The organism is Alistipes provencensis, from assembly GCF_900083545.1.
Lineage (GTDB): Bacteria > Bacteroidota > Bacteroidia > Bacteroidales > Rikenellaceae > Alistipes > Alistipes provencensis.
Genome location: NZ_LT559262.1, coordinates 440,474 through 456,234, shown reverse-complemented (window position 1 = coordinate 456,234; position 15,761 = coordinate 440,474). Strand labels below are relative to the sequence as shown.

Here is a 15,761-nt window from a genome sequence, read left to right as displayed (position 1 = left end):
GCAGTCCCCTCCCGGCGGGGCATATTTCGCCCGGGAGTGCGGAATCCGCGGGATTTGATGTATTTTTGCAACCGTAACAACGCTGAATAGTATTGATGATCTCTTTCGAACGCCTCAAAATCACCCCCGCCCGACTGATGTGGGCCGGGGGTCTGGTAACCCTGCTATACGCCGCTTTCAGTCTAGGTACCTACCATCCCGACGAGCATTTCCAGATACTCGAATACGCCCATATGAAGCTCTTCGGGACCCCGGTGCCCGAACATCTGCCTTGGGAGTACCTGTTGCAGATGCGGCCCGGCATACAGCCCTTCGTGGCGTGGGCCGTCGGAAAAGGGTTGCTGGCCGCGGGGCTCTATTCGCCTTTTGCGGTGGTGTTCGTGCTTCAATTGCTGAGCGGCGCCCTTTCGGTCGCGGTGCTGCTGTTCTTCTACCGCACGGTGCGTGACGAACTGGAGGACGAAAACGCCCGCTGCTGGTTCCTGCTGCTGGGATTCTTCCTCTGGTTTCTGGCCTATCTCCATGTCCATTTCAATGCCGAGATGATCTCGGGCAACCTGCTCCTGTTGCTGGCGGCGCTTACGATACGCTGCCGCAGGGCCGTGGGGCGGCGGGAGTTCGGATGGGGCGTGTTGCTGGGGATGACCGCCGGGATGACCTTTGCGGTGCGGTTTCAGATGGGATTCGCACTGCTGGGTTACGGCATCTGGCTGTTGGTGTTTCACCGCCGCTGGAAACTCTATGCTGGGATGGTTCCGGGCGTGCTGGCCATGCTGGCGCTCGGACTGCTGGCCGACCGCTGGCTCTACGGGGAGTGGACCCTCACGCCGTGGAACTACCTGTGCGAGAACATTCTCAACGAGAACATGCTTAAGTTCGGAACCTCGCCGTGGTGGTACTATTTCACCGAACCGTTCACCGAGGGCGGGTATGTCTACGGACCGCTGGCGCTCATCGCCACGGTCTGGTTCTTCCGTCGCCGTCCCCGGCACGTCGTGACGTGGATGCTCGTGCCGTTTCTTCTGGTACATTTCTTCATGGGCCACAAGGAGCTGCGGTTCTTCTTCCCGGCGCTTTTCTTCGCCCCTTGGTTCATCGTGCTGATGTTCCGCGAACTGCCCCGCAGGTGGTTTGCGGCCCGGGTCTGGCGTTATGTGACGGGAACACTCGTCGTGGTCAACATGGGCATCGTGGGCTACTGTCTGGCGCAGCCCCGTCCGGAAATCTATTTCTACAAAATGATGCAGGAGTACTGCCGCGGCAAAAAGGAGGTCGTGGCGCTCAATCTGGTTCCGACGGGTGTCGGGTACGGATTCATCGAGGATATTCTGGAGCCGGGCCGCATCATCGAGGTCCGGTTCTACATGCCCCGGAACCTGCGGCCGCTCTATTTCCAAACGCAGGCGGAACTCGAGGCCGCGGCTCCCTCGTTGCAGGCACAGGACCGGCAACTGATGGTGCTTTCGCACTGCTGGTGGCTGGACACGGAATTCTCCCTGCCGCTGAAAAAGATTCCCTGGCGCCCCTATCCCGACTGGCTGGTGCGCTGTTTCAATTTCAACGACTGGACCCGCTTCGGGGGTCGCTATATGGGCGTCTATGAGGTGGGGCCGATGGATGCCGCCGCTCCGGAAGCCGTCTGATATTTTCCCGGTGCGGGCAATGCCCCTCGTCGGTGTGCTTCGCGGCATCTCCGTCGGGACTGTTTTTGCGCTCCGGGGTGTGGAATTTTCAGGATTTGATGTATTTTTGCACCCGGAATTGCTCTATACGTCAAATGATTTCTTTCGAACGCCTCAGGATTACCCCCCCCCGGCTGATCTGGGCCGGGTGCTTGGTCACGCTGCTATATGCCGTTTTCAGTCAGGGTGTTTACCACTCCGATGAACATTATCAGATATTGGAGTATGCCTGCATGAAACTTTTCGGAACCTCGACGGCACATCTGGCGTGGGAGTATCCCTTGCAGATGCGCTCCGGCATACAGCCCTTCGTGGCGTGGGCCGTCGGAAAAGGGTTGCTGGCCGCGGGGCTCTATTCGCCCTTTGCGGTGGTGTTCGTGCTTCAGTTGCTGAGCGGCGCCCTTTCGGTTGCGGTGCTGCTGTTCTTCTACCGCACGGTGCGTGACGAACTGGAGGACGAGAAAGCCCGTTGCTGGTTCCTGCTGCTGGGATTCTTCCTCTGGTTTCTGGCCTACCTCCATGTCCATTTCAATGCCGAGATGATCTCGGGCAACCTGCTTCTGTTGCTGGCGGCGCTCACGATACGCTGCCGCAGGGCCGTGGGGCGGCGGGAGTTCGGATGGGGCGTGTTGCTGGGAATGACCGCCGGGATGACCTTTGCGGTGCGGTTTCAGATGGGATTCGCACTGCTGGGTTACGGCATCTGGCTGTTGGTGTTTCACCGCCGCTGGAAACTCTATGCCGGGATGGTTCCGGGCGTGCTGGCCATACTGGTGCTCGGACTGCTGGCCGACCGCTGGCTTTACGGGGAGTGGACCCTCACGCCGTGGAACTACCTGCACGAGAATATTCTCAATGCCCGGATGGACCAGTTCGGGGTCCGGCCGTGGTGGTATTATCTCACGGCTCCGGTGCTTGAAGGTGGCGTAATCTTCGGATTGCTGGTGCTCGCGGCGACGTTGTGGTTCTTCCGGCGCCGTCCCCGGCACGTCGTGACATGGATGCTCGTACCGTTCCTTGCGGTGCATTTCTTTCTTCCGCACAAGGAACTGCGCTTCTTCTTCCCGGCGCTTTTTTTCGCCCCTTGGTTCATCGTGCTGATGTTCCGCGAGCTGGCAGGCCGGTTTGCAGGGCGCGGATGGCGTTATGCGCTGGGTACGGCGGTCGTGATGAACTTCGGGATAATGGGTTATAATCTCATGCAGGATACTCCCGACGTGCATTTTTACAAGGTCATGCGTAACTGGTGCCGCGGCAGAGGGCCTGTTGCGGCACTCTGTATGGCGGGCGAGCGGAGTTATTACTGCCATATGCAGCGTTTTGCGATCCCTTCCCGTGTGGTCGAGGCCCGTTTCTACATGCCTGAGAATCTCGAATGTTTTCATTTCGACTCTCCCGCGGCGCTACGGGAGGCTGCCCTGCGGTTTAAGGCCGAAGGGCGGTGCGTGCTGATCCTCTCTCCGGACCCTGACCTGACCGGGAAAAGTCCGTTGCCACTGCGCAAAATCGTTTGGAGCCCCTATCCCGAATGGGTGGTGCGTTACTTCAATTTCAATGACTGGACTCGCTTCGCGGTACGCTCCAAGAATGTTTACGAGGTACAGGCGCAGCCGGAGTTACATCGGGATTGTTGACTACCGTCTTTCCAATTCGAGCAACTGCTCCTTGACGTCGAGGCCCCCGGCATATCCCGTGAGCTTGCCGTCGTAGCCGATGACCCGGTGGCAGGGGACCACGACCACGATCGGATTGCGGTTGTTGGCCATGCCCACGGCCCGGAACGACTGGTTGTGGCCGATCTGGATGGCGATCTCCTTGTAGGTGCGGGTCTCGCCGTAGGGGATGGTGCGCAGTGCTTCCCAGACTTTCTGCTGGAAGGGCGTTCCCTCGGGGGCGAGGGGCAGCGTAAAATCGCGGCGCAAGCCTGCGAAATAGTCGCCGATCTCTTCGGCGGCCCGGCGCAGCAGGGGCGTGGCTTCCGCCTCGGTGCAGCGTGTGGAGCCCTCCGGAACCTGTGTGCCGAATCGGATGGCCGTTACGGCCTTTTCGGTCGCCGTGACCGTCAGCGGGCCGATCGGCGTTTCGAGTTGCATGGAATACGTCATAAATTCTTCAGGGTGTAATCAATCATTTTCTGTCTTATGTGTGCCGTTGCGTCGGGCAGCATCGAGTGATTCTGATCGGGATACACCATCATGTCGTACTGCTTGCCGGCGCGGTTCAGCGCCCGGGTCATCTCCATGGTGTTCTGAAAATGTACGTTGTCGTCGGCCGTGCCGTGGATAATCACGAGGCGCGTCCGCTTGTCGTCGAGCATCCGCGCGAAGTTGATCGGCGAATTGTCGTCGTAACCCGCGGCGTTGTACTGCGGGAGGTTGTTGTAGATTTCGGTGTAAATCGTGTCGTAGTAGCGCCACGAGGTGACGGGTGCCACGGCGATCGCCATGCGGAACAGCCCGTGTCCCTTCATGGCGCAGCTCAGGGCCATGAATCCGCCGTAGGACCAGCCGTAGATGCCGATGCGTGCGGGGTCCACATAGGGTTGCGCGGCCATGTAGCGGGCCGTCGAAATTTGGTCTTCGACCTCCAGCGCTCCGAGGCGTCCGTAGGTGAGTTTCTTGAACTTTTCGCCCCGGAATCCCGTGCCGCGGCCGTCGGCGCAGACCACGATGTAGCCCTTGTCGGCCAGCGCGTCCTCCCAGTCGAGCGACCAGCGGTCGCGGACCGACTGCGAACCGGGGCCCGAATACTGCGTCAGCAGCACGGGGTAGCGCTGCGCGGGGTCGAAGCCGCGGGGTTTGACGATGTAGGCGTTGAGCGTGTCGCCGCGCTCGGTCGTGAACGTGAAGAACTCCTTGACGGGGCGTGCCGTCGCCGCCAGTTCGTCGCGCAGGGTGCGGCTGTCGGCCAGCGTGCGGATCACCCGGCCTTCGGCGTCGCAGACCTCCGTGAGGTTGGGTGTCGAGGCGTTGGAGAAGGTGGTGATGAAGTATTTCATGCCGGGGGCCGGGGCAGCGGTGTAGTAGCCTTCGCCTGTGGTGAGGCGGCGTTTGTCCTTGCCGTCGAGACGCACGCTGTAGAGGTTGCGGCGCAGCGGCGAGGTCTCGGTCGAGAGGTACCAGACGCGCTTGCCGTCGCATCCGACGACCTCGGTGACCTCCCAGTCGCCTTTGGTCACCTGCCCGAGAATGCCGCGGCGCAGGCTGTAGAGGTAGAGGTGCATGAAGCCCGTGTGGCTCTCCTGCCGCACGAGGAAGCGGTCCTTGTCGACGAAAGTGACGGTCTTGTCGTCGACCCGCTCGACATACTGTCGGGCGCGCTCCTCATAGACCGTGCGCTGGGCCCCGTGGGGCTCGCAGACGATCATCTCGAACGTGTTCTGCCGCCGGTTGAGACGGTAGAACCACGGCCGTCCGTCGGGCGTCCATCCGATGCGGGGGATATACTGGTCGGTCTCCGGGCCCGTGTCGATGCGCTCTTTGCTTCCGGTCTGGAGGTCCGCCACCCAGAGCTGGACTACGGAGTTACGCTCCCCGGCCTTGGGGTATTTGAACGAGTAGGCGCGGTTGTAGAGCTTGCCGTCGAAGCGCATCATCTCCATCAGCGGCACCTCGCTCTCGTCGAAGCGCAGGTAGGCGATGCGGCGGCTGTCGGGCGAAAAGGCGTAGGCCTGTGTGATGCCGAACTCCTCCTCGTAGACCCAGTCGGTCGTGCCGTTGATGACCTGATTCCACGCTCCGTCGTCGGTGATGCGGCGCGTGGTCTGCGCGGCGATGTCGTAGACGTAGAGGTCGTTGCCGTCGGAGTAGGCGATCTGCTGTCCGTCGGGTGAGAACGAGGCGTCGCGCGGCGCTTCGGCCTGCCGCAGCACGGGCAGCACGCGGTTGTCGCGGATGAGCGAGTAGGAGGTGGTGTAGGAGTGGCGGTAGATGGGCTTGCGGCCCGAGGCGACGAGGATCGTCTGCTCGTCGGGCGAAAAGACGTAGTCGCTGATAACGAGGTTGGGCGCGGGCGACGGGAGCATGCTCTCACCCGGCGTGTCCGCGGCGTAGCTGTAACGCAGGATGTTGTTCGCGTCGAGCGTGGTGTAGTGTTCGCCGTCGGCCATCGGGCGGATGCCGCGCACCGATTCGTTGAGGCTCCGCAGGCGGGCGATCTCGGCGTATTCGTTCTGGGCGTATGTAGCCCCCGCGACGAGCAGAAGCGCCGCGGGTAGGGTGAAAAGTCTCTTTCTCAAGGTCGTGCGGTTAAATATCCTCTATGTCGAAATCGTAGCCGAGCCGTTTGCCGGTCACGAATTTCGAATTGTCCATCTTGGTGTTGAACTGGTCGACCGTCACGCGTTTGTTCTCCTCGTAGGGAGGCATCAGCAGGTCGAAATTCAGCGCGAAATCAATCGCCGATTCGAGAATCGGCACCAGTGCGTCGCGGTCCAACTCCTCCCGGCCGAAATCCGCGGCCCGCATCGAGGTCTGCTGTTTGCCTTCGACGAAGTAGCGGCGTTCGCGGTTGATGAAGATGCGGCCGATCAGGTAGCCCTCGTCGGCATTGCGGTTGAACTTGAACGAGTCGGAAAGGAAGTTGTAGATGTTGACCAGCCCGCAGTAGGAGTTCTCGCGGTCGGCCGCGACATAGGGATTCTGCCAGATGGGGTGCCCTTCCTCGAATTCGAAGACGTCGGTGTGCATCTGGAAGATCAGGATGTCGTTGGCCACCTGCAACTGGGCCTCGAACTTGCCGCGGTCGCGGTATTCGAGCCGCACGCGGCGGTCGAGCTTGCCGTCCAGCTCGTCGTCCATCTCCGAGGCCATCTCCAGCAGAGTCTCCTTCAGGGTGTTGAACGCTGCGAACGAGTTGTCGAAAACCTTCTGTTTGAGGGTCGACTTGCGGATGATCGTGTCGAGTATCTTGGCTCTCAGCGGGGTTGTTTCCATAGGTCTGTATGTCGTTTTTTACTTGATGCGTATCTGGCGCCCCTGCTCCAGCTCCTCGCCGGACTTGAGGCGGTTGAGTTTTTCGATCGACCGCGTGCGGATGGCGTAGGACTGCCCGACGGAGTAGGCCGTCTCGCCCTGACGCGCGATGTGATGCTGGGCGTTGCCCGTCCAGCGCTTCTTCTTGCGCTCGATGTAGACCACTTCGCCCGGAACGGGCTGCGCCTTCTTGTCCTTCAGGTCGTTGAACTTGCGCAGGTTGCGCGCCGAGAGGCGGAACTTCCCGCCGATGTTCTCGAACGTGTCGTTCTCCTTGGCCGTGACGTAGTGCACGCCGTTGGTGGCATAGACGTTGTAGCCTGCATGGGCGTTGATCGTTACGCGGTAGTTGTCCGGGTCGATGGCCGTTCCGGCCTCGGCCGTGCGCTCCACGCTGCTCTGCGACGAGAACCACTCCTCGGGGTCGCGCGGAAGTCCGTAGCGCGTGGCGTAGAGGTGCATGCCGTCGGGACGGTCCAGCAGGAAGAGCTGGTTCTCCTCGATGATCCGCACGAGCCGCTGGGCATAGTCGGGCGCCGTGGCGTATCCCGCGGCCTTCAAACCCCGTGCCCAGCTTTTGTAGTCGTCGGACGGGTAGGCGAAGAGCGAGTCGTAGCGGGGCTGCGAGTCGAGGAACTCGGCGTGGTCCTGATAGGAGGCTTCGACCGAAGGATATGCGCGGAAACATTCGCCTTTGGCGTCGTCGTCGTGGTAGACCTTCTCGCCCGTCCAGTTGCGCTTGCACTTGATGCCGAAATGGTTGTTCGACCGCATCGACAGCAGGCTGTTGCCGCAGTCGGATTCGAGGATGCCCTGCGCCATGGTGATGCTCGCCGGGATGCCGTAGCGCTCCATGTGGGCCACGGCGATCGACATGTAACGGCTGACGTATTCTTCGCGTGTCTGGCGCACCTGCGCCCCGAGCTGCACCGCGCAGCAGAGAAGGATTCCCGCGAGGGATATTGCTTTTTTGGAAAAAGTCATTATCTTTGTTTAACAGTTACCGACAAAGGTATAATTTTCCGATGAAAATAACAATAATCGAATAAACCGCAAGCTATGTTTACCGAAAACGCGAATCGTATTTTCAACCGGTCTATCGAGGAATATCACCGCTGGGACGATGTCGACCATCCGATCGACAACCCCTATGCCCCGGGAACGATCGACCACCTGCTCTATCATAAAAACTGGATCGACACCGTGCAGTGGCATCTGGAGGACATCATCCGCGACCCGGCGATCGATCCGGCGGAGGCGTTGAAGATCAAGCGCCGCATCGACAAGTCGAATCAGGACCGCACGGACATGGTGGAGTATGTCGATTCCTACCTGCTGGACAAATATAAGGAGATCGTGCCGGCTCCCGACGCCCGGCTGAACACCGAAACTCCGGCGTGGGCCATCGACCGGCTGTCGATCCTCGCCCTGAAAATCTACCACATGGCGCGCGAGGCGGAGCGCACGGACGTCGACGACGAACACCGGGCGGCTTGCCGGAAAAAGCTCGACGTGCTGCTCTCGCAGCAGGCCGACCTTTCGCGGTCCATCGAGGAGCTGATCGAGGATATCGAGGCGGGCCGCAAGTACATGAAGACCTACAAGCAGATGAAGATGTACAACGACCCGGCGCTGAATCCGGTGCTCTATGGCCAGAAAAAATAGGGAACTCCCGCGTCATCTGCTGGTGCTGCGGACTTCTGCGATGGGCGATGTGGCGATGCTGCCGCATGCGCTCCGTGCGCTGATGTCCGCCTATCCCGGCCTGCGGGTCACGGTGGCGACGCGGCCGATGTTCAAACCGTTCTTCGAGGGGCTGGGCGTGGATTTTCTCGATGTCGACCTCAAAGGCGCCCACCACTCCCTGCGGGGCATGTGGCGGCTGGCTGCCGAGGCCCGGTGGCTGGGTGTGGATGCCGTGGCCGACGTGCACGACGTGCTGCGCTCCCGGGCCTTCCGTCTCTCGATGAGTCTCCACGGCATCCCCGTGGCATTCATTCACAAGGGCCGCGCGGAGAAACGGCAGTTCATCCGCTGCGGGAGCCGCGGCATGGAGCCGCTGCGCCATACTGTGCTGCGCTACTGCGACACGTTTCGCCGGCTGGGGTTCGTGTTCGACGATCCGGAACCTGTCCGCCGGCAGGAGCGTCCCAATCCGTTCGGCCCCAAAGAGGGCGTCTGGGTGGGATTCGCCCCTTTCTCGGCGCAGCAGGGCAAGACCTATCCCGGGGAGCAGAGCCGCGAGGCGGTGCGGCTGCTGGCGGAGCGTTACGACCGGGTCTTCATCCACGGCGGCGGAGGAGGCGAACAACAGTTCGCCGAGGAGATGGAGCGCATGTATCCCAACGTCACGGCGCTGTTCGGCAAGGTCCGCCTCGACGGGGAGATGGACCTGATCGCCAACCTCGACTGCGTGGTGTCGATGGATTCGCTGGTCATGCATCTGGCGGCGCTCGTGGCCACGCCCGTGGTGTCGGTGTGGGGCGCGACGCATCCCGGATTGGGATTCTTGGGTTACGGGTGCGATCCGCAGGGGATTCTGCAGGCCGACATGACGTGCCGCCCCTGTTCCGTATTCGGCAGCAAGCCCTGCCGTTACGGCGACTATCGCTGCCTGAAAGCCGTGACCCCTGCGATGATCGCAGAGCGGGTGAGGCAGTTGATCGGGCGATGATGAAACGAAAAAGCCTCCGGAACTCCGGAGGCTTTTTTCTATAACAGCAGGGGTTATTCGGCCTTGGTGTAGACCGTCTCGGTGCCCTCGATCGTCAGGGTGTATCGGCCCTCGGCATCCTTGGCGATCACGCCCGTCTGGGTGAAGTCGATGGTCTGGCCGTTGCCGATGCTCTGCCCTTTGAGCAGGATTTTGTCGGCTTCGCCTTGAAGCTCCCACGACGAATAGACCAGCGTGGCCATGTTGATTGACTGCGCAGCGCCCTCGACCATGATTTCGACGCCCATCACACCTTCGGGATCGATCGGGTCGGGCATCGTCCACCGGCCTACGGCTTCGGCATAGGTGGGGTCGGTGGCGACTTTCGTGGCTGCGGCGCCGTCCTCGAGCTTGCCCGTGTAGTCCACGACCACCGGAGCGCCCAGCAGCAGGCCTTCGGCCTCGCTCTTATCGGCGTCCATCGTCGAGAAGGTGTAGGTCTCGTCGGCGGTCAGCGCCTTGACGGTGACGGTGTTCATCGACGCGTCGGCGATGAAACCCTCGAAGGTCTTCGGGGTTTTGTCGGCGCAGGCTGCCAGCCCGCAGAGGGCTGCAACGGCTGCCAGAAATTTGATGCTTTTCATTTGCTTGTGTGTCTTTAAAGGTTTTTTGACGCCGCAAATTTACGAAAATTTCCCTGACTTGTAACTCTTTAGAGTGATTTAATATACTCGTCGATCGCCCGGGCCGCCGTGCGTCCGGCGCCCATGGCCAGGATTACCGTTGCGGCGCCCGTTACGGCGTCGCCCCCGGCGAAGACGCCCTTGCGGGTGGTGGCTCCGTGCTCGTCGGCCGTGATGCAGCCCCGGCGGGTGGTCTCCAGCCCGGCGGTCGTGGCGGCCAGCAGCGGGTTGGGCGAGGTGCCCAGCGCCATGATGACCACGTCGCAGGGGATTTCGAAATCCGATCCCTCCTTAACTACCGGCGACCGGCGGCCGCTCTCGTCGGGTTCGCCCAACTCCATCTCCACGCACCGCAGGCCCGTCACCCAGCCTTTTTCGTCGCCGAGGACCTCGGTGGGATTGGTCAGCATGCGGAAGCGGATGCCCTCCTCCTTGGCATGGTGGACCTCCTCGACACGCGCCGGGAGCTCTTTTTCCGAACGGCGGTAGACGATCGTCGCCTCGGTGCCCAGCCGCTTGGCCGTGCGCACGGCGTCCATCGCCACGTTGCCGCCGCCCACGACCACCACGCGCTGTCCGACGTAGATCGGGGTGTCGTACTCCTTGTCATAGGCGTGCATCAGGTTGGCGCGCGTGAGGAACTCGTTGGCCGAAACCACGCCGTTGAGGTTCTCGCCCGGGATGCCCATGAAGCGGGGCAGTCCGGCGCCCGAGCCGATGAAGACGGCGTCGTACCCTTCCTCGTCCAGCAGCGAATCGATCGTCACGGTGCGGCCCACGATCACGTCGGTCTCGATCTCCACGCCCAGCCGCTCGACCTGCGCGATCTCGCGCGCCACGATGCGCTCTTTCGGGAGCCGGAATTCGGGGATGCCGTAGACCAGCACGCCGCCCACCTTGTGCAGCGCCTCGAAAATCTTCACCTCGTAACCCATGCGCGCCAGATCGCTGGCGCAGGCCAGTCCGGCGGGGCCGCTGCCGATGACGGCGACTTTGCGGCCGTTGCGCACGGCGGCGGGCTGCACCGGGGCGCCGTGTTCGAGTTTCCAGTCGCCGACGAAGCGTTCCAGCTTGCCCACGGCCACCGGTTCGCCCTTGATGCCGAGGATGCACGCCCCTTCGCACTGGCTCTCCTGCGGGCAGACGCGGCCGCAGATCGAGGGCAGCGAACTGTCCTCGGAGATGATGTCGGCGGCCTCCTGCAGCCGTCCTTCGTGCACGGCGGCGATGAAGTCGGGGATGCGGATTCCCACCGGGCACGCCCCGACACAGCGGGGATTCTTGCAGCGCAGGCAGCGCGAGGCTTCGAGCGCGGCCTCTTCGGGGTTGTAGCCGTAGCAGACCTCCTCGAAGTTGGTCGCACGGATGGCCGGGTCCTGTTCGCGCACCGGCACGCGGGGTATCTTGTTTGCCATGGTTTACTTGTCTAATCCGATCCTACATTCGTGTCCCGCCTTGCGCTCGGCCTCGATGGCCGCGGCGCGTTGCTCTTGGGTGCGGTACATACCCTGACGGCGCATCGCCTCGTCGAAATCGACTTCGTGGGCGTCGAACTCCGGGCCGTCGACGCATGTGAAGCGCGTCCGTCCGCCGACCGTCACGCGGCAGGCGCCGCACATGCCCGTGCCGTCGACCATCAGCGCGTTGAGCGACACGGTGGTCTTCAGACCGTATTTCTTCGTGGTGAGGGCCACGAACTTCATCATGATCATCGGTCCGATGGCCACGCATTCGTCGTAATGCCGACCCTGCTTTTCGACGAGCTCTTCGACGACCTGCGTCACCAGCCCCTTGAAGCCCTCCGAACCGTCGTCGGTGGCGATGTAGAGGTTCTCGGCGACGGCCCGCATGGCATCGGTATAAATCAGCATGTCGCGCGTCTTGGCGCCGATGATGACGTCGGCGCAGACTCCGTGTTCCCGGAGCCATTTGACCTGCGGATAGACCGGGGCCGTGCCCACTCCGCCCGCCACGAAGAGGTAGTGCCGTTTGCGAAGTTCCTCGACGGGGATTTTGACGAACTCCGAGGGGTGGCCCAGCGGCCCTGCGAAGTCGGTGAGGGCGTCGCCCTGTTCGAGTGCGCATATCTTGCGCGTCGAGGCGCCGATGGCCTGCGTGACGATCGTCACGCTGCCCTCCGCGGCGTCGAAATCGGAGATCGTGAGCGGAATGCGCTCGCCGTGTTCGTCGACGCGCACGATGACGAACTGTCCGGGCTGCGCCGAACGCGCTACGCGCGGTGCGAGGACCTTCATCAGCCAGATGCCTTCCGCGAGGCTTCGTTTTTCAAGAATGGGGTACATTATGTCGTATTAAGCGTTTGTGTGTCAGTCTTCAATGATCGCCGTGATCCGCAGGCGCCGCATCGGCCGCACGGGGTCGTTGGTCACCACCACGAGGTGTTCGGTCAGCACGCCGAAATCCTGCGTCGCGGGGTCGAGCAGCACCTCGGCCCGGAACGAATCTCCCGGGGCCACCGTCCGGCCCGGCGAGAGTGTCGTGGCGACGTGTCCTTCGCCCTCCACGGCCCGGACGATCAGCGGCGCGTCGCCCGTGTTCGAAAGCGTGAACGACAGCTTCTGCCGCGGTCCCGTCTGCTTCACCGGGCCAAATTTAAGGATATTTTCCGAAAATTCGGCCCTCGGGGCCTTTTGTGTCGCGTCGGCAGGCCGCGCATCGACGCCGATACCGTGCGCCACGATCGTCGTACCGTTGCTGCGGCCGTCGACCGCGACTTCCAGCGCATCGCGCAGGGTGCCGTAGCGGGGCTTGTCGGCCGGGATGAGGTAGGAGAGGTTGATCTCGCCCCGCTGGCCCGGCGCGATGCGCTGCGGGGCGTCTACCCGGAGCAGGCCGCTCTCGCCCTGCGGACGCAGCGAGAGCCGGACGGTGCGGTCCGAGGCGTTGGCATAGCCGATCGACCCCTGCACCTGCCGGCCCTGATATATATAGGAGAAGGCGCTGAGCGTCGTGGCCAGCCGCAGGCCCCCGCCGGCATCGACCGGGTAGAGCTCCTCGAGGCTCTTTTCGCGCGGCGTGACGTTGCCCTGCACGGTGATCGAGGCGACCTTCTTCCGCTCGTTGGAGTAGACCCACAGCTCCTTGGTGAAGGTGCCGGGGCGGTTCATGGGATCATATGTGACGGTGACCTGCGTCTTGCCGCCCGGAGTGATGGGCTGGCGCGAGAATTCGGGCACCGTGCAGCCGCAGGAGGTCACTACGTCGAGGATCACCAGCGGCTTGTCGCCGCGGTTGACGCCCGTGAAGGTATGGCTGACGCGGCCGTCGCTCTCGCGGATGGTGCCGAAATCCCATGTGTCGGGTTCGAAGACCAGACGTGCCTGAGCGGAGGCGGAAAAAGCGGCGAACGCCGCGATAATGAGGAGTATGATTCGTTTTGCTGACATCGGTTCGTTTGTTGGGGAACATGCAAAGATACTTTTTTTGCGAAAATTTCGTGCAATAATTTTGCAGGAATGAATTTTTGACCTATATTTGCACTCCGAAACGATGAGACAATTCGTTTCGAATGCCTGAATAGCTCAGTTGGTTAGAGCACATGACTGTTAATCATGGGGTCCTAGGTTCAAGTCCTTGTTCAGGCGCAGATGCGCGAGGGTTGCGTAAAGGTTCTTTCAAGAAAACGCCTGCAAGGGGTTGTCCGTAAAAGGATGGTCCGGAATGGGTAATCGGAAGGTTGCCTTTGCAGTCCCAAGCCATTTTTAGGGGAGCTTAGCTCAGTTGGTTCAGAGCGTCTGCCTTACAAGCAGAGGGTCGGGGGTTCGAATCCCTCAGCTCCCACAACTGAAAATCAACGACTTACAGCAATGTAGGTCGTTTTTCTTTTGTGTGCCTCCGTGGTCGGTTTACACGTTTTTTGCCCGTTTGTGTTAACCAATGTGTCAACCAAAATGACGCATGAAAGCAAACATCGAGGTCATTTGTTACAAGTACAAACCTCTCAAAGACGGAACGCTTCCTTTAATGCTCCGAGTTACGAAAGACCGCAAACGCAAATACGTTTCGCTCGGCCTTTCCCTGCACGAAAAGTTTTGGGATTTCGAGAAAGGCAAGCCTAAACGAAATTGTCCCAATAAGGAGCAAATTGAACGGCTGATAGCCGCAAAAACGGCGGAATACAACGATTTGATTGTCGAAATGACCTCCCAGCAACGTGAATACACGGTGGAAACGCTCGTGTCTCATTTTCATAACCAAGTCCGTTGCGCGACGGTGGTCGAATTGTACGATAAACTGATTGACGACATGAAACGCGGCGGAAAACTCGGCAATGCAGGTGTTTACAAATACTCCCGTACATCGTTGCTGAAATTCACGGGGCAGCGGTTGCAAATTCCGTTCAGCGATATTGATGCCGTGTGGTTGCGCCGTTACGAGAACTGGTTACGGACGAGTGGTTGCGGTGATACGACCATCAGCCAACTCTTTCGCACGTTGCGTAGCGTGTTCAACAAGGCGATAGAATTGCAGTTGGTGAAACGGGACTATTACCCGTTCGATGCTTATAAAGTCAGCAAATTCGATACGCGAACGAAGAAACGGGCCATCACGAAAGAGGACGTGCGCAAGGTTATTGCACTCGATTTGTCGCAAGGCTATCCATCCGAACGATTGGCACGGGATATTTTCGTGTTCAGCTATTTCGGAGCGGGGATTAACTTTGCGGACATCGCCCTGCTGAAATACGGCAACATACGGGACGGACGGGTGCAATACGTTCGCAAGAAAACGGGCAAGCCGATTAATTTCCTGCTGACGGAAGAAATGCGGAATATCATTGCCAAATACCAGCGACAAGGGCAGACGGATGAAGATTACATTTTCCCGATACTCGACCGCCGTGTGCATAGAACGGAGCAGCAGAGATATGACCGAACGCACAAGGTGCTGACGAACACGAATCGCTGGTTGCGTAAAATTGGACAGCGGGTCGGCATCGAACATCTGACTACCTATGTCGCTCGGCATACGTTCGCTACGGTCTTGAAAAGGTCAGGCGTAAGCGTAGCCCTCATTTCCGAATCATTGGGACATTCCGACCTATCCACCACTCAAATCTACCTCGATAGCTTTGAGAACTCGCAGATAGATGCGGCTATGCAGCATTTATTGTAGAGAGGAGCAAGGACAAACTTTGTAAAAGGGTCTAAAAGATAAACCCTTTTACAATGTCTGTCCTCACTCTCTACTCAACCAGCATCAACAGTTCATAAAAGACAAGGACAGACATTGACAAGGGGTCTATAATTCATACCCCTTGACAATGTTTGTCCTTTTTACTTATTGAGATTTATATACATTATCGAACTAATAGAACAAAATATCCTGCATAATTGTTCTAATTATCTTTTGAAACAATGTTTTATCGGGTTTTTAGTACAAAATTACAATACATTTAAGGGTATTCAGAACAAAACCACAATCACAAATGCGGCAAAGGCTATCTGAGGTATGCTGTATGCGATTCTGTAAGGGGTTATGAATGAGGGAGATTTTTCATAGAAAGAACCTAAAATATCCCTCACAAAGCGGCCGACAAACTTGTAAATATGAAGGATTTTCAGTATATTTGTAATAGCAAATCCGAGATAGGGAAATTCTTTTTGCTTCCATAGAAAATAAGTTTACAAGGCAGATAAGGACAGTAGATAATGCTGTCCTTGTCTTTGGCTTATATTCGCATATTTTTTGTGCAGGAAATGAAATTCCCTTATATAAAAGATATTTCACACACAGAAAAAATGCGGTG

13 protein-coding genes and 2 tRNA genes are annotated in these 15,761 nt (G+C 59.6%); 7 read left to right on the top strand and 8 right to left on the bottom strand.

Annotation, left to right across the window (positions count from 1 at the left end):
- Positions 1-95: 95 nt before the first annotated feature.
- Complete coding sequence (locus tag BN5935_RS01965; protein WP_064974607.1) at positions 96-1,643, top strand: glycosyltransferase family protein; 1,548 nt, start codon at positions 96-98, stop codon at positions 1,641-1,643.
- Between the two features lie 134 nt (positions 1,644-1,777).
- Positions 1,778-3,316: a glycosyltransferase family protein gene (locus BN5935_RS01960; RefSeq protein ID WP_162272052.1), complete on the top strand. Its 1,539-nt coding sequence runs from the start codon at positions 1,778-1,780 to the stop codon at positions 3,314-3,316.
- Here BN5935_RS01960 and BN5935_RS01955 read toward each other — a convergent pair whose 3' ends face one another.
- From BN5935_RS01955 to BN5935_RS01940, 4 genes are read right to left on the bottom strand one after another with little or no spacing between them, the layout of a single operon-like run.
- On the bottom strand, positions 3,317-3,787 hold the full coding sequence (locus tag BN5935_RS01955; protein ID WP_064974605.1) for a methylated-DNA--[protein]-cysteine S-methyltransferase: 471 nt from the start codon (positions 3,785-3,787) through the stop codon (positions 3,317-3,319). It abuts the gene before it with no gap.
- Positions 3,784-5,919 carry a S9 family peptidase gene (locus BN5935_RS01950; RefSeq protein ID WP_064974604.1) on the bottom strand — a complete coding sequence of 712 codons (2,136 nt, stop codon included), beginning with the start codon at positions 5,917-5,919 and terminating at the stop codon, positions 3,784-3,786. The genes BN5935_RS01955 and BN5935_RS01950 overlap by 4 nt, the downstream gene beginning before the upstream one ends.
- Before the next feature lie 10 nt (positions 5,920-5,929).
- Entirely contained in the window at positions 5,930-6,616 is a 687-nt protein-coding gene (locus tag BN5935_RS01945; RefSeq protein WP_064974603.1) for a hypothetical protein, read from the bottom strand.
- 18 nt (positions 6,617-6,634) lie between these two features.
- Positions 6,635-7,639 carry a glucosaminidase domain-containing protein gene (locus BN5935_RS01940; RefSeq protein ID WP_064974602.1) on the bottom strand — a complete coding sequence of 335 codons (1,005 nt, stop codon included), beginning with the start codon at positions 7,637-7,639 and terminating at the stop codon, positions 6,635-6,637.
- Positions 7,640-7,714: 75 nt separating this feature from the next.
- Between BN5935_RS01940 and BN5935_RS01935 the strand changes: the two genes are divergently transcribed.
- Together BN5935_RS01935 and BN5935_RS01930 are read left to right on the top strand one after the other, a co-directional pair.
- Positions 7,715-8,320: a DUF4254 domain-containing protein gene (locus BN5935_RS01935; RefSeq protein WP_064974601.1), complete on the top strand. Its 606-nt coding sequence runs from the start codon at positions 7,715-7,717 to the stop codon at positions 8,318-8,320.
- Entirely contained in the window at positions 8,304-9,329 is a 1,026-nt protein-coding gene (locus BN5935_RS01930) for a glycosyltransferase family 9 protein (protein ID WP_064974600.1), read from the top strand. The genes BN5935_RS01935 and BN5935_RS01930 overlap by 17 nt, the downstream gene beginning before the upstream one ends.
- Before the next feature lie 53 nt (positions 9,330-9,382).
- Here BN5935_RS01930 and BN5935_RS01925 read toward each other — a convergent pair whose 3' ends face one another.
- The 4 genes from BN5935_RS01925 to BN5935_RS01910 all read right to left on the bottom strand — a co-directional run bounded on the left by BN5935_RS01925 (position 9,383) and on the right by BN5935_RS01910 (position 13,398).
- On the bottom strand, positions 9,383-9,952 hold the full coding sequence (locus BN5935_RS01925; protein ID WP_064974599.1) for a lipocalin-like domain-containing protein: 570 nt from the start codon (positions 9,950-9,952) through the stop codon (positions 9,383-9,385).
- A gap of 68 nt (positions 9,953-10,020) precedes the next feature.
- Positions 10,021-11,406 (bottom strand): NADPH-dependent glutamate synthase, encoded by a 1,386-nt coding sequence (gltA, locus tag BN5935_RS01920; RefSeq protein WP_064974598.1) that lies wholly within the window; start codon positions 11,404-11,406, stop codon positions 10,021-10,023.
- Between the two features lie 3 nt (positions 11,407-11,409).
- On the bottom strand, positions 11,410-12,294 hold the full coding sequence (locus tag BN5935_RS01915; RefSeq protein WP_064974597.1) for a sulfide/dihydroorotate dehydrogenase-like FAD/NAD-binding protein: 885 nt from the start codon (positions 12,292-12,294) through the stop codon (positions 11,410-11,412).
- Between the two features lie 24 nt (positions 12,295-12,318).
- Positions 12,319-13,398, bottom strand: a complete 1,080-nt coding sequence (locus BN5935_RS01910; protein ID WP_064974596.1) for a DUF1573 domain-containing protein — start codon at positions 13,396-13,398, stop codon at positions 12,319-12,321.
- A 124-nt stretch (positions 13,399-13,522) separates the two neighbouring features.
- Here BN5935_RS01910 and BN5935_RS01905 point away from each other — a divergent pair.
- From BN5935_RS01905 to BN5935_RS01895, 3 genes are all read left to right on the top strand, one after another.
- Positions 13,523-13,596, top strand: a tRNA-Asn gene (locus BN5935_RS01905).
- A gap of 121 nt (positions 13,597-13,717) precedes the next feature.
- Positions 13,718-13,792 (top strand) — tRNA-Val (locus tag BN5935_RS01900).
- 117 nt (positions 13,793-13,909) lie between these two features.
- A complete protein-coding gene (locus BN5935_RS01895; protein ID WP_064974595.1) occupies positions 13,910-15,127 on the top strand; it encodes a site-specific integrase in 1,218 nt (405 codons plus the stop codon).
- Positions 15,128-15,761: the final 634 nt, after the last annotated feature.